This window comes from Acidipropionibacterium jensenii (genome assembly GCF_005890135.1).
GTDB lineage: Bacteria > Actinomycetota > Actinomycetes > Propionibacteriales > Propionibacteriaceae > Acidipropionibacterium > Acidipropionibacterium jensenii.
Genome location: NZ_CP040635.1, coordinates 1,538,481 through 1,560,751, shown reverse-complemented (window position 1 = coordinate 1,560,751; position 22,271 = coordinate 1,538,481). Strand labels below are relative to the sequence as shown.

General features: G+C 69.7%; 17 protein-coding genes and 2 pseudogenes. 15 read left to right on the top strand and 4 right to left on the bottom strand.

Annotation, left to right across the window (positions count from 1 at the left end):
• Positions 1-6 precede the first annotated feature (6 nt).
• The 3 genes from disA to FEZ32_RS06810 all read left to right on the top strand — a co-directional run bounded on the left by disA (position 7) and on the right by FEZ32_RS06810 (position 2,088).
• On the top strand, positions 7-1,101 hold the full coding sequence (gene disA / locus FEZ32_RS06820; RefSeq protein WP_138680286.1) for a DNA integrity scanning diadenylate cyclase DisA: 1,095 nt from the start codon (positions 7-9) through the stop codon (positions 1,099-1,101).
• 113 nt (positions 1,102-1,214) lie between these two features.
• Positions 1,215-1,859 (top strand): hypothetical protein, encoded by a 645-nt coding sequence (locus tag FEZ32_RS06815; RefSeq protein WP_138680285.1) that lies wholly within the window; start codon positions 1,215-1,217, stop codon positions 1,857-1,859.
• A gap of 1 nt (position 1,860) precedes the next feature.
• Positions 1,861-2,088, top strand: coding sequence for a helix-turn-helix domain-containing protein (locus FEZ32_RS06810; protein WP_028702153.1), 228 nt, complete (start codon positions 1,861-1,863; stop codon positions 2,086-2,088).
• Between the two features lie 41 nt (positions 2,089-2,129).
• On the opposite strand, the gene FEZ32_RS13535 is transcribed toward FEZ32_RS06810, so the two are convergent.
• From FEZ32_RS13535 to FEZ32_RS06790, 3 genes and pseudogenes are all read right to left on the bottom strand, one after another.
• Complete coding sequence (locus FEZ32_RS13535; RefSeq protein WP_154101195.1) at positions 2,130-2,882, bottom strand: hypothetical protein; 753 nt, start codon at positions 2,880-2,882, stop codon at positions 2,130-2,132.
• Positions 2,883-3,039: 157 nt separating this feature from the next.
• The gene (gene hemQ, locus FEZ32_RS06795; RefSeq protein WP_244937968.1) at positions 3,040-5,094 is read right to left on the bottom strand and encodes a hydrogen peroxide-dependent heme synthase; all 2,055 of its coding nucleotides are present in this window, start codon (positions 5,092-5,094) and stop codon (positions 3,040-3,042) included.
• Between the two features lie 227 nt (positions 5,095-5,321).
• A pseudogene (locus tag FEZ32_RS06790) lies at positions 5,322-6,659 on the bottom strand (NAD(P)-dependent oxidoreductase); the annotation flags it as partial.
• A gap of 363 nt (positions 6,660-7,022) precedes the next feature.
• Here FEZ32_RS06790 and hemE point away from each other — a divergent pair.
• The 12 genes and pseudogenes from hemE to FEZ32_RS06735 all read left to right on the top strand — a co-directional run bounded on the left by hemE (position 7,023) and on the right by FEZ32_RS06735 (position 21,858).
• Positions 7,023-8,036 carry a uroporphyrinogen decarboxylase gene (gene hemE / locus FEZ32_RS06785; RefSeq protein WP_217496643.1) on the top strand — a complete coding sequence of 338 codons (1,014 nt, stop codon included), beginning with the start codon at positions 7,023-7,025 and terminating at the stop codon, positions 8,034-8,036.
• A gap of 79 nt (positions 8,037-8,115) precedes the next feature.
• Complete coding sequence (locus tag FEZ32_RS06780) at positions 8,116-9,516, top strand: protoporphyrinogen/coproporphyrinogen oxidase (RefSeq protein WP_097798318.1); 1,401 nt, start codon at positions 8,116-8,118, stop codon at positions 9,514-9,516.
• Between the two features lie 256 nt (positions 9,517-9,772).
• On the top strand, positions 9,773-10,720 hold the full coding sequence (gene hemC, locus FEZ32_RS06775; protein ID WP_236082606.1) for a hydroxymethylbilane synthase: 948 nt from the start codon (positions 9,773-9,775) through the stop codon (positions 10,718-10,720).
• Positions 10,717-11,478 (top strand): uroporphyrinogen-III synthase, encoded by a 762-nt coding sequence (locus FEZ32_RS06770; RefSeq protein WP_244937821.1) that lies wholly within the window; start codon positions 10,717-10,719, stop codon positions 11,476-11,478. The genes hemC and FEZ32_RS06770 overlap by 4 nt, the downstream gene beginning before the upstream one ends.
• Positions 11,479-11,555: 77 nt before the next feature.
• On the top strand, positions 11,556-12,485 hold the full coding sequence (hemB, locus tag FEZ32_RS06765; RefSeq protein WP_244937967.1) for a porphobilinogen synthase: 930 nt from the start codon (positions 11,556-11,558) through the stop codon (positions 12,483-12,485).
• 137 nt (positions 12,486-12,622) lie between these two features.
• Entirely contained in the window at positions 12,623-13,939 is a 1,317-nt protein-coding gene (gene hemL / locus FEZ32_RS06760) for a glutamate-1-semialdehyde 2,1-aminomutase (protein WP_138680281.1), read from the top strand.
• A gap of 150 nt (positions 13,940-14,089) precedes the next feature.
• Positions 14,090-14,860 (top strand): HhH-GPD family protein, encoded by a 771-nt coding sequence (locus FEZ32_RS06755; RefSeq protein WP_138680885.1) that lies wholly within the window; start codon positions 14,090-14,092, stop codon positions 14,858-14,860.
• A 218-nt stretch (positions 14,861-15,078) separates the two neighbouring features.
• On the top strand, positions 15,079-16,527 hold the full coding sequence (locus FEZ32_RS06750) for a catalase (protein WP_138680280.1): 1,449 nt from the start codon (positions 15,079-15,081) through the stop codon (positions 16,525-16,527).
• Positions 16,528-16,630: 103 nt separating this feature from the next.
• A pseudogene (locus tag FEZ32_RS14200) lies at positions 16,631-16,744 on the top strand (LacI family DNA-binding transcriptional regulator); the annotation flags it as partial.
• A gap of 24 nt (positions 16,745-16,768) precedes the next feature.
• A complete protein-coding gene (locus FEZ32_RS06745) occupies positions 16,769-17,656 on the top strand; it encodes a LacI family DNA-binding transcriptional regulator (protein ID WP_232020916.1) in 888 nt (295 codons plus the stop codon).
• A gap of 228 nt (positions 17,657-17,884) precedes the next feature.
• A complete protein-coding gene (locus tag FEZ32_RS06740) occupies positions 17,885-20,182 on the top strand; it encodes an FAD-dependent oxidoreductase (RefSeq protein WP_217496590.1) in 2,298 nt (765 codons plus the stop codon).
• A 245-nt stretch (positions 20,183-20,427) separates the two neighbouring features.
• Positions 20,428-21,858, top strand: coding sequence for an MFS transporter (locus FEZ32_RS06735; protein WP_138680278.1), 1,431 nt, complete (start codon positions 20,428-20,430; stop codon positions 21,856-21,858).
• Positions 21,859-21,862: 4 nt separating this feature from the next.
• Here FEZ32_RS06735 and FEZ32_RS06730 read toward each other — a convergent pair whose 3' ends face one another.
• Entirely contained in the window at positions 21,863-22,228 is a 366-nt protein-coding gene (locus tag FEZ32_RS06730) for a ParB N-terminal domain-containing protein (RefSeq protein ID WP_175415750.1), read from the bottom strand.
• Between the last annotated feature and the right edge of the window lie 43 nt (positions 22,229-22,271).

The following is a 22,271-nucleotide window of genomic DNA, read 5'->3' as shown; positions in this document are numbered from 1 at the left end:
CGAACCATGACCGAGGACGCAGCTGACAAGGCGGACGGCGCACCGGAGCGTGTGCGACATCTGATGGCCCTACTGGCTCCCGGCACACCGATCCGGGACGGCCTGGAACGAATTCTGCACGGTCACAACGGTGCCCTCATCGTGCTGGGGGACTCCCCCGCGGTGCGCCAGGTGTCCAGTGGCGGGTTCGACATCGACGTCCAGCTCACCCCGCAGGCGCTGCGCGAGCTGTCGAAGATGGACGGCGGACTCATCCTGTCCAGCGACCACGAGCGGATCCTTGCGGCGGCGGTGCACTTCGTCCCCGACGGGTCGCTGCCCACCATGGAGACCGGCACCCGGCACCGCACCGCCGACCGGGTCTCCCAGCAGACCGGGGTTCCGGTGGTGGTGGCCTCGGCGTCGATGAGCACCCTGGCGGTCTTCCTGGACGGCGACCGGCACCGCATCGAGGAGCCGGAGACTCTTCTCAGCCGCGCCAATCAGGCTCTCAACACGCTCAACAGCTACCGGGCCCGCCTGGTGGACAGGGCCGCCCAGCTGACGGTTGTCGAGGTGCACGACGTGGCGACCGTCGACGACGTCGCCGCGTTGGCCCAGCGGATCGAGATGACCCGGCGGATCGATGCCGAGGTGCGCGGCTATGTATCGGCCCTGGGAGTGGAGGGCAGACTGGTCGGCCTGCAGCGCGATGAACTGTTCGCCGGGGTCGACGAGCAGAGCCGGCTCCTCGTCGAGGACTACCGCCCCGAGGGGATCGACCCGTGGAAGTTCAGCCTGGCGGGCCTCCACCGGCTCAGCTGGGAGGATCTGGGCAATCTCACCCTGGTCGCCCAGACGATGGGGCTGGATCCGAGGACCTACCCCGCGACGATGGTCCTGCACGCCAGGGGGCACCGGCAGTTGTCGACCATCGGCGAACTGCCGCCCAGGGCCGCCCAGACGATCGTCGACCACTTCGGATCCCTGCAGGCCCTCTACGCCAGCAGCACCTCGGAGCTCAGTGAGCTGTCGGGGGTCGGCCTGCAGCGCGCCCGCAGCATCCGGGCCGCTCTGGAGAGGATCTTCGAGGGGGACGACAAGACCCCCGGACTGCACTGAGGGGGCTCGGTGGGAGCCTGCGGCGAGACGGCTCCCAATGGCTGTACTGATGAGCAGGACTATATTGATCATCGATATATCGATGATCAATATGAGAGCCCTCGGGAGGCATCATGGCCCAACCCACCTTTCGCGCCAGCAGGATCGTGCCGCGCAGTGTGCTGATAGTCGTCACCCTCGTCTCGGGCCTCGGGTTGCTGGCGTCCTTGCTGTACGGAGCCATGGCTCAGGATGCGAACCGGCGCACCATGAGCATGGAGGTGGCCATCACCGGTGGACTGCCCCGACCGGGTCTTGGGAGTTCCAGGGCAGACGTGCAGTACTCATCGGTGATGATCTACTCGCTCCCGGGGCTCACCCGGGCCGACCCACTGGTGGCGGTGGCCACGGCCATTCCCTACCTGGTGGGCGGCCTCACCTGCCTGGTCGTCCTCGTCCTCGCGGTCCAGATGCTGCGGCGCAGGGAACTCGGTCTGGGGGTGGCGGTCGCGATGCTGACGATCGCTGCTCTCTGCGTCGCCTCCGGCATCGCACGTCCAGCCCTGGAGGCCCGCGCCGAGCAGCTCTACGTCACCGGCCTTGGACTGCCCACCAGCTGGCAGGGCCACCAGATGTGGCTCGTCCTCAACTCTCGCCATCCCCTGGGGTGGGGCTACTGGGACTGGCCACTGATCGTGCTCGGACTGCTCATCGCGCTGGGCGGTTGGTTGGTGCTGCGGGCACGACAGCTGCGACTGGACCTGGAAGGGACCATCTGAGATGTCGGGACGGATCCGGCCCGGCACGGTCCACTGTCGCCTGGACGAACTCCTGGCCGAGCGCGGCATGACCCTCACCGATCTGTCGAAGCGCGTCGGCCTCAGCTACGCCAATCTCTCGGTGCTCAAGAATGATCACGGACGCGCCATCAGGTTCAGTACCCTGGCGTCGATCTGCGCCGCCCTCGACTGCGAGGTGGGAGACCTCCTCGAGGTGCGGGACGACTGAGCGCGTCAGTCCCCGGCCTGCGCTGGGAAGTCTTGGCAGACTCAGTCGGTGAGCTGCATCACGTACTGCCGGGTGGCCCCGCCCTTGACCTGGGCGCTGGCGACGTAGGTGCCGGTGCCCAGCTGCTCCTTCGACAGGCTGCACGAGCCACTCGCCGACCTCTTGGTGGGCCACTTCACGGTGACCGAGGCGCTCTTGCCCGGGGCGACCTCGTGGGAGCCCTTGGGCGCCCAGGCGGCGCAGTCACCGGTCGACCAGATCCGGTCGGAACCCGAGTCGACGGTGACCTCGACCGGCAGGGTCTTGAGGTTCCAGACGCAGGCGGCGCCCTGATTCGTCACGGTCACGGTGAACGTCACCGTCGATCCGCGGGTGGCCACCCGCGAGGGCGCCTGAACAGTCGAGCGGAGCCGGGCCAGCTGGCAGGCCGCCGCACTGGGAGTCGGGGTGGGCGTGGCGGAGGCGGACGCCGAGGGACCGGCCGAGGCGGATCCGCTGGGCGAACCGGAGGCGGCTGTCGGGGTCGCGGTCACCGGCGTGGTGCTCGACGGGGTGGGCGTGGGAGTCGGGGTGGGCTCGTCCCAGACGGTGTCGGTCCACGACGGGTTGATCGAGATGGACGGCTGGGAGGCAGCGGTCTGGGCCGCGGGGGTTCCCGACCCGCCGCCCAGTGCGCGTGCAACCACCCAGATCAGCAGCACCAGGACCACCACGACGGCGGCCACCAGGGCCGCACGTCGCCGCCAGTAGACGGCTTCTGACTGGGGACCCACCGGGTGCTGAACTCCACGCATGGTGTTCATCCTGCCGTCTCGACCGTGATCCACCAACGGGGCTGGCCGCGACCGGCCCCGTTCAGCGGTTCGCGGACCGTCTCGGCACCGTCCCTGGACGGTCCCGAGCCGTCCCAGACTGTCCCGAACGGGGCCGGAACCGCGGGACCGGTCCTGGTCAGTCGGTCAGCTGGCGTCCGGCCCAGGTGTCGGGGTCGACCCTCTCACCGGTGTAGAAGGGGGTGTCGATGTCGACGTGGCGGCGGGCCTCCACGTAGCGCATGTCCTTCATGACGTCGACCAGTCGGGCCAGATCGTCACCCTCGAGGGTGAGGATCCACTCGTAGTCGCCCAGCGCGAAGGCGGCCAGGGTGGAGGCCTTGACGTCGGGGCTGGCGGCCCCGGCCATGCCGTGCTCGCGCAGCATCGCGGACCTGTCCTTGGCGTCCAGCAGGTACCAGTCCTTGGTGCGCACGAAGGGGTAGAAGCAGGCCCAGCGACGCGGCGCCACCCCGGCGAAGCAGGACGGCAGGTGGCTCTTGTTGAACTCGGCGGGACGGTGCACCGCCAGGTTCGACCACACCGGGGTGAGGTGTCGACCCAGCCCTGTCCCGACGAACCGGTGGTAGCTGTCCTGAAGCACCGCGGCGTCATCGGAGGTCCACCAGACCAGCAGGTCCGCGTCGGCTCGCAGCCCCGACAGGTCGTACCAGCCGCGGGTCTCGGCGCCGGCCCGGGCGACCCACTCGACCGACCCGTCGACCAGCTCCGCACGGGCCCCGGGATCGGCCGGCAGTCCGGTGGTGACCTTGAAGACCGAGTACATCCCCCACAGGCTCGCCTTGTTCACCTGGTCGGGATCGACCGGCTGGTCCCGGGCATCGGTGGGCACGGTGTACGTGCCGTCGGGCCGGTGGGACCCCGCGATGGGGGCTGTCCGGGTCTGGTCCTCGGTGTCCTGCTGGGCCACTGCGAAGTCTCCTGTCTGATGGGGTGCCGGTGTCGGCTGGGATACGGAAATGACCGGTGCTGCCGGTGCTGCCGGCTCGGCCGGTGCCGGTGTCGGCTGGGATGCGGGAACGATCGGTGCTGCCGGTACGACCGGTTCAGCCGCTTCGGCCGGAGGCTGCGGCGAGGAGGAAGAGGCCGCGGTTGCACCGTGACCGGTGACGGGGCTCGCCGGGGTCCCGGCAGAACCGGCGATCGGATGCGCCGGACCCGCCGGGTGTCCGGCACCGGGATGGGTGTCGGGACTCAGCGACCGGCCGCCACGGGCCGATCCGTCCTGTTCGCAGGGGCACAGCAGGTCCTTCGGCACAGCGCCGTCGGCCTCGCGCACCGCATCGGCCTGGTCGGTGAGCAGTGCGACCAGACCGGCGACCAGCGCCGGATGACTGTCGGGGGTGGCGGCCCGGGCAACGGCCAGACCGAGTTTCTGGGCCATCTCGGCGGCCTCGTGGTCCAGGTCGTTGACGACCTCCATGTGGTCGGAGACGAATCCGATCGGCGCCAGCACGACCGAGCTCACCCCCTGGCCCGGAAGGGTCTCCAGGTAGTCGTTGACGTCGGGTTCCAGCCACGGGTCGGTCGGCCGGCCCGAGCGCGAGCAGTAGACCAGATCCCACTGCGGCATCGCGCCGAAGTGCTGGCGCACCAGCTCCGCGATCCGGGTGCAGGCGGCCAGGTGCTGTGACACGTAGTCGGTTCCGGGCTCCCCCGACCCGGACGCCTCGACCATCGGCAGTGGGATCGAGTGGGTGACGAAGGCCACCCGGGTCGCCTCCAGCGGTGTCGGCGGGATCTGGGAGAAGGAGGCCATCACCGCCTGGGCGTTGGCCACCGCGTATCCCTCGATGCCGTGGAAGGGGGCGATCTTGTCGATCACCAGATCGGGGTGCCCCAGCGCCGCGACGGCCTTGTCGGCGTCCTCCCGGTACTGGCGGCATCCGGAGTAGGAGTCGAAGGCCGCGGTGGGCAGCATGAGGATCCGTCGGGCTCCCTGGTCGTAGAGGGAGGAGACCACCTCGTTGAACCAGGGGGCGCTGTTGCGGTTGCCGAGTTCGACCGGGATGTCGGAGCCGCGGGAGCGCAGTTCCTGGCGCAGCGCCTCGAGGAGTGCCTCATTGGCCTCGTTGATGGGGCTGACGCCGTCGAACCGGTAGTAGTGCTCGGCCACATCGGCGAGCCGGGAGTCGGGAACCCGCCCGTTGGAGACCCGCCGGAGGAAGGGCATCACCTCCTCGCGGCTGCGTGGGCCGCCGAAGGAGGCCACCAGCACGGCGTCGTAGGGATCCATCGGGTCGCGCTGTCCCCGGGCCGGGGTGTACTCGCTCATCGTGTCTCCTCGATCGTCACCAGGTGGGCGACGTCCTCGGGTCGGTGTCCCTGGACGGCTCGCAGCTGGTGCGGATCGTCGTGCGCCATCGGGTGGACGCCGTGCTGTCCGCGGTCCTCGGCGGGGGCCAGATCCGAGACGCTCAGGCCGGTCACCGGGCAGGTCAGTGTGTCGCCGGATGCCATTGCGCCCAGACCCAGGCCGCCGAGATCCAGGATGTGTTCGTCGACCTCCACGTCGATGCCCAGGACATCGCTCAGCGAGTTGAGCCAGCGGTCCCCCAGGCCGTGCTCCGAGGCGATCCGGGCGCGCACCGAGGGGATGTGGGCCATCGACGCCGCCAGTCGCCGCAGCGCCTGGGCGGCAGCGTCCACCGGGATCGAGCCGTCCTCGGGAAGGCGGTCGAGTTCGGCCTGGACGAGGTCGGAGAGGGTGTCGCGCAGGGCCACCACGGCGGGGGCCAGACGGCGTCTCTCCAGATCCATCGCCAGGTCGTGGACCCCCTCGGCGACGATCCGCTCGGCCTCGCCGCGCTCGGCGGCGGCACTGGCGGGCACGGCGTCGCGGATGGCCGCCAGGTCGATGACCCGCAGACCGGCGGGGACGGGCTGCTCGACGTCGCCGGAGACGGCCAGGTCGAGGACCACCAGATCGCGGTCGACCCCGGCCACCGCAGCCCTGTCCTCGACGGCCCGGGCGGCGACCTGCCGGGTCAGTGCCGGGACGCCGGAACCTCGGCAGGTTACGACCAAGTCGACCCCGGCCAGCACCGGGGCCAACCGGTCGTCGTCGACGGCGGTGACCTCGTGACGGCGGGCGAATCCCTGCGCCCGTCCGGAGGTGGAGTGGACAAGGATCTCGGCGACGCCGCGGTCGCGCAGCTGGGCGCAGGTGGCCCCGGCGTAGGAGCCGGTGCCCATCACCAGCACCCGTGCCCCGGAGAAGTCAAGGGTCTGGCTCACCAGGTCGAAGCCGACGGCGACCACGGTGCGGCCCTGGGCCGACAGACGGGTCTGGGTGGCCACCTTCCGGGAGGTCCTCAGGGCCTCCTCGACGAGGTGTCCGATGAGCGGGGTGACGGTGCTCTGGGTGCGGGCGAAGCGCAGCGCCCGCTTGAGCTGGCCGGCGATCTCACGCTCACCGGTGACCATCGACTCCAGCCCGGAGGCGATCCGGAACAGCCGCCAGACGGCGTCGCCGCCCTCCAGCACCGAGGACTCCTGGGCCAGCACGGTGGCGCCGTGGTCGGCCAGCAGACCGCACAGCGTCGGGCCGGGTCGACAGACCTCGGTGGCGGTCTCGGCGAGCACCATCACGCGGTTGCAGGTGGACAGCACCACCGCGCCACGAATCTGAGGGGAGTCGGTGAGTGCCAGTCCGAGACCGTCCACCTGTGCGGCGGCGGTCGAGACGGCACCGAGCCCCTGCTCGGCATGATCAACGCAGACTATGCACAAACCCACAACTCCACATTGAAGCATGGCAACCTGTTCGGCGCCCACCGATGAACAGCTGTGCACCGAGACCGACTCCGCCCGTGGCGAAGGCCGACACCGGGCTGACTCCGGGCTGACTTCCGGTCATGGGGCAGAATCGTGGCGATGACTGAGCAGACTTCCGACACCGAGTTCCCGCCACCGAGCGCCGCGGGCCCTGATTCCCCCAGCGCCGATACCGCCAGCGCCGATTCCCCCGGCGCCGTGTCGGGTGGCGCCGATACCGCCAGCGCCGATTCCCCCGGCGCCGTGTCGGGGGGCGCCGACACCGGCCGCCCCGCCGCGCCCGCCGGGGAATCCCCTGTGGCGCAGCCGGCGATCCTGGCGGCGATGACCGGGCACCGCACCGAGCACCCGCCGATCTGGTTCATGAGGCAGGCCGGCCGCTCGCTGCCGGAGTACCGGCAGGCCCGGGAGGGCACCACGATGCTGGAGTCCTGCCTCGACCCGGCGCTGGCCGCCGAGATCACCTGCCAGCCGGTGCGCCGCCACGGGGTCGACGCCGCCGTGCTGTACTCCGACATCATGGTGCCGCTGGTGCTGGCCGGGGTGGGGGTGCGCATCGAACCCGGGGTCGGACCGGTTCTCGACGAGCCGGTCCGCACCGCCGCCGACGTCGACGCCCTGGTCTCCCGATCCCCCGGTGACGCCTCGCCGGTGGCCCGTGAGGCGCAGATGGTGGTCCAGGAGCTCGGCGAGCGGACCCCCCTTATCGGTTTCGCCGGGGCTCCCTTCACGATCGCGGCCTACCTGGTGGAGGGAGGCCCCTCCCGCGACCATCTGGCGGCGCGCTCGATGATGCACTCCGACCCGGTGGCCTGGGGCCGGCTGATGGACTGGGTGGCCGATCTGGACGCTGACTTCCTGTCCGCCCAGACCGCGGGAGGCGCCCGGGCGGTTCAGCTCTTCGACTCCTGGGCGGGGTCGCTGTCGGAGGCCGACTACGTCCGCCATGTCGCGCCCCACTCGACCCGGGCCCTGTCGGGTCTGGACCGAGACCTGCCGGTGGTCCACTTCGGGGTCAATGCCACCCATCTGGCGGTTCCCTTCGCCAGGGTCGCGGCGGCCGCCTCCGACCACCCGGTGCTCGGCGTCGACCACCGCACCACCCTGGACCACGTACTGGCGTCGCTGATGGTCGGCGGGTTGACGATGCCCCTGCAGGGCAACATCAACCCGGCTCTGCTGTTCGCCGGCACCGAGGCCCTGGAGGCCGAGACGAGGGCGGTGGTGGAGGCCGGCCGGCGGGCCCCCGGTCACATCGTCAACCTGGGGCACGGTGTTCCGGCCAATACCGACCCCGCTACCCTGACCAGGTTGGTCGAGTTCGTCCACTCGCTGTAACCGGTCGCCTGGTCCGGGCCGGGAGTCCGGGGGCGGGACGTCGCCTCGACCGTGGTGCTGACGGGTAGGAGCGTTGTTGATGGACAGAGTCGATGCGGTCGTGATCGGCGGCGGGATGGCCGGACTGATCGCGGCCTGGCAGTTCACCCGGGCGGGGCTCAGGCCGGTGCTGCTGGAGTCCCGCGGGTACACCGGCGGACTGGTCGCCGGTTCGACGATCGCCGGGGTCTCCTATGACATCGGCGCCGAGGGCTGGGCGGTGCGGATCCCCGACACCGAGGCGCTGGCCGGTGAGCTCGGCCTCACCGTCGAGTACCCGAGGGCGGCGCCCAGCTGGGTGTGGTTCGACGACGGCCCCTTCGCGATGCCGGTCCGGGCGATCCTCGGCATCCCGGCCGATCTGGGAGCCCCCGATGTGCTGACCGCCCTGGGCGTCGAGGGGGCGCGCCGGGCGGCCGAGCTGGACAGCCGGCCGGTCCCCGAGACGCTGCCGGCCGATCTCGGCTCGCTGGTGGAGCAGCGGATGGGCAGCCAGGTGCTGGGGCGTCTGGTGGCCCCGATCGCCGGCGGCATCCATGCCGCCGACCCCCACCTGCTGGCCACCGAGGTGGTCTCCCCCGGGCTCACCGATGCGGTCCACCGGGCCGGCAGCCTGGCGGGTGCGGTGGCACTGCTCAAGGGGGACGGACCGGTCAAGCCGGTGGTGGCCTCGGTCTCGGGTGGGATGTTCCTGATGCCCCAGACCCTGGCCGCCCAGATTCTGGAGGCCGGCGGTCGGATTCTCACCCGCACCGGCGCCAGAGGGCTGAGCCGGGGCGGGGAGGGCTGGATCGTGAACGCCGCCAGCACCCATCGCGGCGTCGACCCGGCGCTGCCCCCCGAACCCGACGGCGACCCCCTCGATCTCACTGCCCCCCGTGTCGTGGTGGCCTGCTCGGCGGTCACCGCCCGGCCGCTGCTGGGCCAGGTGATCGATGTCGACGGTCCCGAGCTGACCCCCGGCGCGCCGATCGCCCACGTCAACCTGGCGATCCGCGCCCCCGGACTCGACGACAGCCCGCGCGGCAACGGGATGCTGGTGGCCTCCGGGTCCACCGGCGTCCAGGCGAAGGCGCTGACCCACCTGTCGGCCAAGTGGCCCAGCCTCACCGCCTCCTGCCCGACTGGTCTGCACCTGCTGCGGATCAGCTACGGACGCGGCGGCCAGCAGGCCCAGGAGCTGTCGGTCGAACAGGCGGTGGCCGATGCCGCCGCGCTGACTGGAGTCTCACTGAGGGCCGACCAGGTGGTGGACTCCCAGATCATCCACTGGACGGGTGCGCTGGCCCCGACCACTCCCGAGACCCGCTCCTGGGTGCAGGGCCTGCACTCCCGGATCGCCGACCAGCAGGGCCTCGGGCTCACCGGGGCGTGGGCCTCCGGTTCGGGGATAGCCGCCCTGGTGCCCCACGCCCGACGCACCGCCGAACGGCTGGTGTGAGCTGCACCAGACACTCGGGGAACGGTCTGTTCTGCGGCTGCAGGGCCGATACCCCCAGTTCCCCGAGTGATCGGTGCACCCGATGGGAGCACCTGTCGGTCCGGAGCGTGCGCCCGGCCCGATCTCGCTCCACCGACGCCGTGAGAGGATGGCGGATATGAGTCGTCGCACCTCAACAGCGCCCACCTCCCCGCAGAAGCGCACACCCGTACGACTCGGCACCCGGGCCAGCAGACTGGCCACCACCCAGTCGACGATGGTCGCCCGGGCCCTCGACGGGCACGGTCTGGACGTCGAGCTGGTCCATGTCACCACCCATGGCGATGTCATCTCCACCCCGCTGTCCCAGATGGGCGGCACCGGGGTGTTCGCCTCGGCGATCCGCGCCGACCTGCTGGCCGGACGGTGCGACATCGCCGTGCACTCCTTCAAGGATCTTCCGACCGCCCAGCCCCTGGGCCTGGTGGTGGCCGCGGTGCCGCAGCGCGAGGACCCGCACGACGCCCTGGTGGCCCGCGACGGGTTGCGGCTCGCCGAGCTGCCCGCCGGAGCCAGGGTCGGCACCGGTTCGCCGCGTCGCGCCGCCCAGCTGAGGGCGGCCCGTCCCGATCTCGAGGTGGTCGACATCCGCGGAAATGTCGACACCCGGGTGGGCCGGGTCAAGGGCTTCGGCGGCCGCGAGGACCTGGATGCGGTCGTCGTGGCGGCCTCCGGGCTGCGCCGGCTGGGCCGCGGCGGCGACATCAGCGAGGCTCTCGACGTCTCGGTCATGCTGCCCGCCCCCGCCCAGGGGGCGCTGGCCGTGGAGTGCCGCACCACCGATGCCCGCCACGGCGTGCTGGCGCGGGGGCTGGGGGCCATCGACGACCTCGACACCCGACTGTCGGCCACCGCCGAGAGGGCCGTCCTGGCGGGCCTGGAGGCCGGCTGCGCCGCCCCGGTCGGCTGTCTGGCCCGGGTCCGGAAGGGCGTGCTGGATCTCAGTGCCGCGGTCGTCGCGGTCGACGGCACCCGCTCGGTGCGGTCCCAGGCAGGTCTCGAACTGCCCGACCGTCCCCCGGAGAAGGCCGACGAGATCGCCACCCTGGTCGGAGCCGCTCACGCCCTGGGCCTCCAGGTCGCCCGGGAGCTGCTGGACCAGGGGGCCGCCCGGATCGCCGACCTGCACGCCTCGAAGGCCGGTCCCGAGGAGGCGACGCGATGACCTCGATGGTCTCCCCCACCGACGCCGGCATCATCCGACCGCCGGTCCTGCTGCCCCGCGACTCCGCCGGCGACCGGATCGGGGCGGCCCTCAAGCACGCCGGACTCGGCGTCATCCACCACGCCGTCACCCGCACCGTCGAGCTGGACGGCGCCCTGCCCAGGGTCTCCCAGTGGCTGGAGGGGGCCGGACCGCAGGACTGGCTGGTGCTCACCAGCCGCCGGGCTGTCGAACAGCTCGACGCGGCCGGACTGCTGAAGCAGATCGCCGTCAGGGTGGCCGCCGTCGGGCGGGCCACCGGAGCCGCCCTGGCCGGCGCCGGGGTCGACGTCGACCTGGTGCCCCGCGACCAGTCTGGAGCCGGACTGGTGACCGACTGGCCGGATCCGGGAGCCCGGGTCCTGCTGCCCGTCTCCCAGCTGGCCGCCGACACCGTGCCCGAGGGGCTGACGGCCCAGGACTGCCGGGTCACCCGGGTCGACCTCTACACCACCGAACCCCTCGACGCGCTGCCGCCCGTGATCGCCCAGGCCTGGCCCGCCATCGGCGCCGTGGTGGTCACCTCCTCCTCGATCGCCCGCGCCCTGGACCGTCTGGTCACCGGGGCCGGACTGGTCTGGAAGGCCCATCAACACCCGATCGCGATGGGACGTCCCACCGCGCGCACCCTCGAGGAGCTCGGCCATCCCGCCTCGGCGATCGCCGCCGAGCCGACTCCCGAGGCCATCCTCACCGCAGTAGAAAGTGTCCTGTCATGACGAAGTTCCCCGCCCGCACGCTCAATCCCGCACTGGTTCCCCTCGAGCGGCCGCGCCGGCTGCGCACCACCGCCGCGATGCGCCGGATGGTCGCCGAGACCAGGGTCCACCCGTCCCAGTTCATCCTGCCGGTCTTCGTCGTGGAGGGGATCGACGAGGCCCGCGAGATCTCCACCCTGCCCGGCCAGTACCAGCACACCACCGAGTCGATCAAGAAGCTGGCCGAGCAGGCCGCCGAGGCCGGCATCGGGGGCATCGACCTGTTCGGGGTGCCGACCCGCAAGGACGAGATCGGCTCGGAGGCCTGGAACCCCGAGGGGATCCTCAACCGCGGGATCGCCGCGGTGCGCGAGGCCGTCGGCGACGAGCTGGTGATCTGCGCCGACACCTGCCTCGACGAGTTCACCGACCACGGCCACTGCGGGGCGCTGACCCCCGACGGTCGGGTCGACAACGACGCGACCCTGCCGCTGTACGCGGAGATGGCCGTCTCCCAGGCCCGCTCGGGGGCCCAGATGGTCTCCCCCTCGGGAATGATGGACGGCCAGATCGCGGTGATCCGCGACGCCCTGGACTCCGAGGGATTCACCGATGTGTCGATCCTGGCCTACTCGGCGAAGTACGCGTCGGCCTTCTTCGGCCCCTTCCGCGGGGCGGTCAACTCGTCCCTGAAGGGCGACCGCAAGACCTACCAGCAGGACCCCGCCAACCGCCGCGAGGGGATGCGCGAGACCCTGCTGGATCTGGCCGAGGGGGCCGATCTGGTGATGGTCAAGCCGGCCTCCCACTACCTCGACGTGCTGTCCGACGTCGCCGAGATCTCCCCGGTGCCGGTGGCCGCCTACCAGGTGTCCGGCGAGTACGCGATGCTGGAGGCGGCGGCCGCCAACGGCTGGATCGACCGGCGCCGGTGCATCACCGAGTCGCTGACCTCGATCGCCCGGGCCGGCGCCGACGTCATCCTGAGCTACTTCTCGATCGAGGCGGCGGGCTGGTTCCGGGACTGATCCGGACCCCGTCGCCGGTTCGTCCAGGGCATCTGTGTCCGGGGCATCCCGGTCGAACCATCCCTGTCTGAGCCTGTCTGTCGAATCATCTCCGTCTGAGCAATATCTGGGGCCCGGAGCCCCGGGAAGGGACCACTGTGAGCAGTAACGCTGAACTCTTCGACGAGGCGAGATCGGTCATCCCCGGCGGGGTCGACTCGCCGGTGCGCGCCTACGGCAGTGTGGGCGGGGTGCCGCGGTTCATCCAGCGGGCCTCCGGTCCGTGGCTGTGGGACGCCGAGGGGACCCGCTACCTCGACCTGGTGTGCACCTGGGGTCCCTCCCTGATGGGTCACGCCCATCCGCAGGTGATCGCCGCCGTCCAGGACGCCGCCTCCCGCGGGCTGTCCTTCGGGGCTCCGACCGCCACCGAGACCGAGCTGGCCGAGGAGGTCCACTCCCGGGTGCCGCTGGCCCAGAAGATCCGCTTCGTCTCGACCGGCACCGAGGCCACCATGACCGCGATCCGGCTGATCCGCGGGGCCACCGGGCGCGACCTCATCATCAAGTTCGCCGGCAACTACCACGGCCACTCCGACGGTCTGCTGGCCGAGGCCGGGTCGGGAGTGGCAACCGCGGGGATGCCCGGTTCGGCCGGCGTCCCGGCCGGGGTCACGGCGTCCACCCTGGTGCTGCCCTACAACGACGAGGCCGCCCTGGAGGAGGCCTTCGCGGCCCGCGGCGACCAGATCGCCGGGGTGATCGTGGAGGCCTCGGCCGCGAACATGGGAGTGGTGCCGCCCCGTCCCGGGTTCAATGCGGCGATCCGGCGGATAACCGCCGAGCACGGCGCCCTGATGATCATCGACGAGGTGCTCACCGGCTTCCGGTGCGGACCGTCGGGATTCTGGGGGTTCCAGCAGCAGAACGGGGAGCGGTTTGAGCCCGACCTGTTCACCTTCGGCAAGGTGGTGGGCGGCGGGATGCCGCTGGCGGCCCTGGGAGGGCGGGCCGAGGTGATGGACCTGCTGGCGCCGACCGGGCCGGTGTACCAGGCGGGCACCCTCTCGGGTAACCCGCTGGCCACCATCGCCGGGCTGCGCACCCTGCAGCTGGCCACCGACGACGTCTACCAGCGTCTGGACGACCGCTCCGACCAGTGGCGCCAGGTGCTCGCCGAGCAGCTGGAGCGCGCCGGGGTGCCCTTCGTCATCAACAACGCCTCGAACCTGTTCAGCATGTTCCTGGGATCGACGCCGGCGCGCGACGGGGTGGCCGACTACCGGCAGGCGAAGACGCAGAACGCCGAGGCCTACACGGCCTTCTTCCACGCCATGCTGGACGCCGGGGTCAACCTTCCGCCCAGCTGCTTCGAGGCCTGGTTCCTCTCCGATGCCCATGATGACCAGGCCCTCGAGGTCTTCTCCGAGGCGCTGCCGGGCGCCTGCCGGGCCGCCGCGAAGGTGATCGGCTGAGTGACCGAGGACGCTGTGCCGGACGGGTCGAACCGTCCCGAGCCATTCACCGTGTCCGAGCGGGAGGCGGTGCGGGCGGCCTGTTCGGTCTGGTTCGGCGAGCACGGCCGCGACCTGCCCTGGCGTCGTCCCGGAACCACCCCGTGGGGGGTGCTGGTGAGCGAGGTGATGAGCCAGCAGACTCCGATGTCGCGGGTGGTGGGGCCGTGGACCGAGTGGATGGACCGGTGGCCCACCCCCGACGATCTGGCCGAGGAGGCCCCGGGCGCCGCGGTGGCCGCCTGGGGGCGCCTGGGATATCCCCGCCGGGCGCTGCGTCTGCACGCCTGTGCCACTGCGATCGCCGGTCAGTTGGGCGGGGTGGTGCCCTCGGACCACCAGGCGCTTCTCGCCCTGCCGGGAGTCGGGGAGTACACCGCCGCGGCGGTGGTCTCCTTCGCCTTCGGGGGCCGGGCGGCGGTGCTGGACACCAATGTGAGACGGGTGCTGGCGCGCATCGAGACCGGGGTCGCCAACTGCGGCTCGTCGACCAGCCGGGCCGATCGGGAGCTGGCGTCCCGCTGGCTGCCCGACTCCGACGCCCAGGCGGCCCGCTGGGCGGTCTCCTCGATGGAGCTGGGGGCGCTGGTGTGCACCGCCCGGACGCCGCTGTGCGACCGGTGCCCGGTGGCCGACCACTGCCGGTGGCTGGCCGCCGGCAGGCCCATGACCGGCGCCCCGGTCCGGCGCGGTCAGGCGTGGAAGGGCACCGACCGGCAGTGCCGCGGGGTGATTCTGGATCTGGTGCGCAATGCCGAACGGGGCGTCGAGGTCGAGGTGGCGCTGGCCGCCTGGCCGGTACGCCACCAGGCCGAGAAGTGCCTGTCGAGCCTGCTCGCCGACGGTCTGGTCCACAAGAAGGACTCAACGCTGAGCCTGTGATGGCAGGCAGCACCGAGGCAGTGCGTCCGCTGCGGTACCGCAAGTGGCACTGGGGCCCTGCGCCGGTGGGATTGCGACTTCGGCTGCGAGTCGTTTGACTCCCGTGAAAGCATGGGCGAAACAGCCGGACGCCACGTATGCGTCGGCTGGCGTGAGCCGATGAGGCCACGCAGTACCCCGACTCATCCGGGGCTGGGGAAGAATGAGAGGAGTTCACAATGGCCATCGATCCGAAGAACCCGCCGACCAACGAGAACGGTGCCCCGGCGGTCAGCGAGGAGCACTCGCTCACCGTCGGCACGGACGGTCCGGTCGTCCTTCATGACGTCCATCTGGTCGAGACTCTCGCGCACTTCAATCGCGAGCGAGTTCCCGAGCGCAGCCCGCACGCCAAGGGTTCCGGGGCATTCGGCGAGCTCGAGATCACCGGCGATGTCAGCGCCTACACCAAGGCCGATTTCCTGCAGCCGGGCCGTCACACGCCAATGGCCGCACGATTCAGCACCGTGGCCGGCGAGCAGGGCTCTCCCGACACCTGGCGCGATGTCCGCGGATTCGCGCTGAAGTTCTACACCCAGCAGGGCAACTTCGACATGGTCGGCAACAACACACCGATCTTCTTCGTACGCGATCCCATGAAGTTCCCGCACTTCATCCGGTCCCAGAAGCGCCTGCCCGACAGCGGGCTGCGCTCCCCCAACATGCAGTGGGACTTCTGGACGTTGTCTCCCGAGTCGGCTCATCAGGTGTCGTATCTGATGGGGCCGCGAGGCCTCCCGCGCGACTGGCGGCACATGAACGGGTACTCCTCGCACACCTACTCGTGGATCAATGCACAGGGCAAGCTGTTCTGGGTGAAGTACCACTTCATCACCGACCAGGGCGTCGAGAACATGTCGAATGCCGAGGCCATGCAGCTGGCCGGCAAGAATGCCGAGTACCACCGCGAGGACCTCTTCAGCGCGATCGCGGAGGGGAACTATCCGAGCTGGACCTTCAAGGTGCAGATCATGCCCTACGAGGATGCCGCCGGATATCGCTTCAATCCCTTCGACCTCACCAAGGTGTGGCCCCACAGCGACTACCCGCTGATCGAGGTCGGGAAGTTCCAGCTCAATCGCAATCCGGACAATTTCTTCGGTCAGATCGAGCAGATGGCCGTCTCTCCGTCCAACACCGTTCCCGGCACCGGATTCTCACCGGACAAGATGCTGCTCGGTCGGGTGTTCGCCTACAACGACGCGGCCCGGACCCGCATCGGACCGAACTTCGAACAGCTCGAGGTGAACCGTCCGATCATTCCGACGAACACCTACACCTTCGACGGGCACATGCGCGTGGAGCACTCCGGGAATGCCCCGGTGTACGCCCCGAACTCCTACGGTCGGCCGTGGGCCGAGGACAGCGGCACAGCCGATGACTCCTGGGAGAATGATGGCGATCTGGTGCGCTCGGCGGCCCGGCTGCACGCCGAGGACGACGACTTCGGCCAGGCGCACTCGCTGGTCCATGACGTCTTCAGCGACCAGGACCGCGCCGACCTCGTCGACACCCTCGAGGGCCAGATCGTCGGTACCGATGTGGTCGAGCCCGTGAAGACCCACATGATCGAGTACTGGACCAAGATTGACGAGGAGGTGGGAGAGGCTCTCGCCAAGCGGGTGTGATCTGCCCAGGACTGCTTCTGGTCGCGCGACTGCCCACCCGCACAGGCGCCCACCAGAAGTGGCGCGTGTCCACTTCCGTGCGACGGATCGTTAGTCTGAGGACATGACTGGTGGCGAGCAGGGGCGTGGCAGGCGGCCCACGATCAGGGACGTGGCGGCCGCGGCGGGGGTGTCCAAGTCGCTCGTGTCTCGTGCCTTCATCGACCCGGATCGGGTGGGTTCGGAAAGCCTCAAGCGCATCATGAGCACCGCTGACGATCTGGGATACCGACCGAGCTGGTCGGCGCGGGCGCTCAACGGCCCCAATGGCGGGTTCATCGGAGTCGTGATAGCCGATCTCTACTCCCCGGCACTCGCACCCATCGTCGCCGGCGCCTACCGGCGACTCAGAGCGGCCGGACACGACGTCCTGTTGTCCATGGCCAGCCTCAGCGAACCCGGCGCCGACCGCCAGCTGGAGAAGGCCCAGGTGGCGTTCCTCCACGACCTGCGGCCGGCGAGCCTCCTGGTGGTCGGAGCGGTTCCGGACATGCGCTCGCTGGAAACCCTGGCCACGCAGATCCCGATCGTCGTGGCGGGTTCACGAGATGTCGCACTGCCCGTGGCTGCCGAGGTGGTCACCGATGACAGGGCGGGAATGGACGCCGTCATCACCCATCTGGTGGCACTTGACCACCAGGACATTGCGCACATCGCCGGCATAGGGAAGGTCGGCGAGGCTCGGGCCGACGCATTCCGCGAGTCCATGTCCAGACATGGACTCGCCACGCGATCCACCATCATCCAGGGAGACTTCGAGGAAGATGCAGGCTACCGGTGCGCCCGCGAGCTCCTCGCCTCCGACACCCCTCCCACCGCCATCACGACAGCCGGCGACCCGGCTGCTGTGGGTGTCCTCGCAGCAATCGGGGAGGCGGGATCCGATGTGGCAGTGGTCGGCTACGGTAACGCACCCGTCGCGAGCTACCACCTGACACAGCTCACAACGATGGATCCCGACAATCAGCAGATCGGCGCCACCGCGGCCGCCACTCTCCTTGATGCACACTTGGGCGACGCCGCCGGACGGCAGATCCGGGTGCAGCCGAAGCTCATCGTGCGGTCCACATCGATTCCTCGAAGTTCATAGCCTCAGGCTATTGACCTCAAATTTCCCCATGCGTAGTGTGTGGACCGGTCCACAAAGGTGGACCGGTCCACCCTGGGGTGGAAGAGAACCACGATGTCGTGGAATGGCGTCAACGAAGCGCCGTGGACCCCGTTGTCGAGGTCACCATGTCGTCGGGATGGAGAGAGGGCTATGCGCACAGATTCAGAACACTTTGACGTGGTGGTCGCCGGCGGTGGGATGGCAGGCGTGTCCGCGGCAATCGCCTCCGCCCGCCACGGGGCCAGGACCGTCCTTATCCAGGACCGTCCAGTGCTGGGAGGCAACTCCTCCTCCGAGGTGCGCGTCACGCCGCACGGCGCCGCCGCCTTCCACGGATACGCCCGCGAGACCGGCGTGATCTCCGAGGCCCTGATCCAGGACCGGGTCGTCAACCATGCCCGGATCTGGGAGGACGGCTGGACAAACTCGGTGTGGGACATGGTCCTCTACGACATGGCTACTCGTACCGAGAACCTCACACTCCAGCTCAACACCGGGGTCGAGGACGCGACCGTGGTGGATGGCCGCATCACCAGGATCACGGCACGGACCTGGGGGGCGGAACTCATCCATGACATCTCCGCCGACGTCTTCATCGACTGCACCGGCGACGGCACACTGGGCGAGCTCGCCGGCAACCCCGGTCGCCAGGGCATGGAGGCGGGCAGCGAGTTCGGCGAGGTCTACGCCCCGGACGAGGCGACCTCCGACACGATGGGCTCGACCCTCTGCTTCAAGACGGTCGACACCGGTGCGCCCACCGAGTTCCACGCTCCCGACTGGGCCGTCAGGTACGACGACGAGCGGTTCTTCCTCAAGGGCGGCCGCAAGGTGCCCCACCTGGAGTGCGGGTACTGGTGGATCGAGCTCGGTGCGCCGTGGGACACCCTTTACGACAACGAGACGCTGCGTCACGAACTGACCCGACACGTGCTGGGAATCTGGGACTATCTCAAGAACCGCGATCCCTACTGGTCCCCCCGCGCCGCCACGCTGGCCCTGGACTGGGTCGGTCAGATCCCCGGCAAGCGCGAGTCGCGTCGACTCGAGGGACGGCACATCCTGCGCGAGCAGGACCTCGTGGAGAACCCGGCCTACGAGGACGAGGTGGCCTTCGGCGGCTGGTACATGGACCTGCACACCATCGGCGGCCTCCTCAAGGACGTCGCCGAGCCCACCACCGCGAACCAGTGGACCAATCCGCACGCGGCGTCGATGGGATCCAAGTACGTCGGACCGTTCTCCATCCCGCTGTCGTCACTGACCTCACGCGCGCTGAGCAACCTGTTCTTCGCGGGCCGCGACATGTCGGCCACCCACGCCGCACTGTCGGCGACCCGGGTCATCGGCACCTGTGCCTCGATGGGACAGGCCGTCGGCGTCGCCGCCGCTCTCAACCACGCCGCCCCCAATGTCGCCGACGCCGCCATGGCCAATGTGGCGGACGTGCAGCAGACCCTGCTGCGCGACGGCGCCTTCCTGGTGCACGTCGGCAACGCAGACCCGTCCGACCTGGCCCGCTCCGCCACGATCACGGCGAGCTCGTCGGACCTGGTCAGAGGGGTCGGACCGTCCTCGCAGAGCCATCTGGGTGGCGTCGAGTACTGGCGTGACTACCCGCTGTTCCCGGCCACCGGCCGGCTGGAGAGGCGCACCGCCCAGTGGATCATCCGCGGTGCCGGACAGCCGCTGGACACCATCGGGCTGGCCCTGTCCAACCACGGCGACGCCCCTGTCACCCTCACCGCACGGCTGTACCCCGTCACCGACATCTGGGACTACCAGTCCAACCCGGGTGAGCCACTGGCCACCACCGAACTGACGGTGCCCGTCGGCGGTCCCACCTGGGTGGACTGGGATGTCGCGCTCCCGGCGGCCGCGGCAGAGGGGTCCAGCTACATCCGGATCGACCTGGAGGCCTCCCCCGACGTCGAGTGGCACATCTCCCCGGCGGTGCTCCCGGGTCAGATCGCCACCTACGAGGACCGCCCCGGGCACTACCGCCGGTTCGGCTCCGGCCAGACGCTGTCCTTCCGGGTCAGCCCGGCCCAGCGCGGCTACGAGCCCGGCGAGGTGATCTCCGGGGTGGCCCGGCCGCACCGGTCGACCAACGAGTGGCGCTCGGACCCGGCCGAGCCGCTGCCCGCCTGGATCCAGCTCGACTGGGATGCGCCCCGGACCGTGCGCCAGGTGCAGGTGACCTTCCCCGGCCATCTGCTGCGGGAGTACCACGCCTATCCGCCCTTCTTCCGGGACCCACAGACACTGCGCGAGTACGAGATCCAGGCGGCGCAGGCCGATGGCTGGCACACCCTCGCCCGTGTCCAGGACAACACCTCCACCCGGGTCGTCCACACCTTCGACAGCCCGGTGACGACCGACCGCCTGCGCCTGGTCGCCCTGAAGACCAACGGAGATCCGTCGGCCGGGGTCTACGAGATCCGCGCCTACGAGCACCCGGTGTGCACCATGCCCTCCTACCCGGGCCGGGAACTCACCGACTGAGAAGACGACGCCGTCGCGAACCGTCGGGGCGCGCCAGCACACAGAACCAGATCCCGGGGCCGGGTACTGACCGGCCCCGGGAGCACCGGAGAACACCATCCCGCACGTTGATGTCCGGGCCTGACCCAAGTGGCATCCATAAATTGACAAGACACCCATACCAACCAGAACTTAATATCGAATGAAGATCGGTCAGGGTCAGTGACGATCCCCCGATATCCTGCGTGCCCTTAAGGAAGAGCGGCATGAACATGACAACAGCAGTTGCACCAGAAGCACCCTCCGAGACGGTCGTCATCCACAGTCGTCGCGATATCCTCAGATACCTCGAGGACAATCCCAGGAACACCCCTCGGGTCGGAATTCTGTTCGCGATCGCGATGACCTCGGTCCTCGCCGACGCCTATGACCTGGGGAGCCTGAGCATCGGCGTCAGCTCGATGACGCAGGACCTCGGCCTGACCGCGACCCAGATCGGATTCATCACCTCGGCGACCGCACTCGGAGCGCTCGCCAGCGCCCTGGCCGGCGGCATCATCGCCGACCGCACCGGACGGTACAAACTGTTCATCATCTGCGCCGTGCTGCTGACGGTCGCACCGATCGGGATCTGCCTGTCGGTGAATTTCTGGATGGTTCTGTTCTTCCGCGTAATTCTTGGTATCGCAATCGGTCTGGACATGCCGGTGGCCTTCTCCTTCATGGCCGAACTGCTGACCAAGGAGACCAATGCGAAGTTCATCAACTTCTGGCAGCCGTTGGCCTCATTCTCCAACATTCTTGGCGTCAGCATCGCGCTGCCGTTCGCGATCAACGCGGTCACCTCGCACATCTGGCGGTTCACGGTCGGATTCGGGGCAGTCATCGCCGTCGTCGCCCTGGTGCTGCGGCTGAAGTACTCCGAGGAATCACCCCAGTGGTCGGCCAGGCATCAGACTCTCGAACAGGCCGCCGGCGTGCTGGGCAAGACCTACGACCTCAATGTCATCGTCGAGCCCGACGGCAGCGATGACACGATGGAAGAGGAGCAGAAGCACGGGGTCAGGGAGCTCTTCGGCCAGAAGCAGCGGGCGAAGACGGTGCTGGTGTCGATCTGCGCCTTCGCTCAGCAGCTCCAGTACTACGGTGTGGGCTTCTACATCCCGGTCATCGCCGCGATGGTGTTCGGCAAGGACATGGTCTCCACAATCGTCGCCACGATCTGCGCCCAGGGCCTCGCCATGCTCGCCGGCCTGCTCGGGGTGCGGCTCACCTCGCGACTCGGCCTGCGCAGGCTGGGCCTGGTGGGCTATGCGATCGTGCTGGTCTGCCTGGTGTGGATGGGTCTCATCGGAGTCCACGGCGGACAGGACCCGTCCCTGCTCCCGGTCTTCCTGGTCGCCTTCCTGCTCGCCGGAAGCTCCTTCGGACCAGGCCCGCTGTCCAAGACGCTGGCCGCCGTCGTCTACCCCACCGAGATCCGCGGCATCGGCACGGGCTGGTCGGAGACCATGGGTCGCGTCGGATCGGCCATCGGCCTGTTCTTCTTCCCGGTCGTGCTGGCCGCGATCGGCATCAAGTCGACGATGCTCGTCATCGCCATCTGCCCGATCATCGCCATCGTCGCGCTGCTGACGGTGCGCTGGGGAGAGAAGTCCCAGCGACAGTCCCGTCTGGTGACGCCCGAGGCTGGCTGATCGGCTAGCTGTCGAGTGGTCGAGGGCCCATCATCCGATGGGCCCTCGACCACTCTGCGTCCAGAACGGTGAAGTCCTGCGGATCCATGGTCTGGGCCCACCACGGGCGCGGCGTCAGCGTCAGACGCCGCAGCGCGACCGGAACCGTCGCCAGGCCGAACCGCCGGGCCACCGCCAGACGGTGATGGCCGTCCAGGGTGGCGAACTCCTCGTTGAAGGCCAGATCCAGGGGCACGAGAATCCCGTGGAGGGCGATGTCGCGTTCCAGTGCGTTCAGATGCGAGGGGGTGTCCACCACATCGGCCGGTGCACCGACCAGCTCCCGGTCGACCACCTGGTACCGGGTGACCAACTGCGTCGGAAGCACCACGATGCACGTTATGGGCGGCAGGCTACCGGGGTCGACGCCGCAG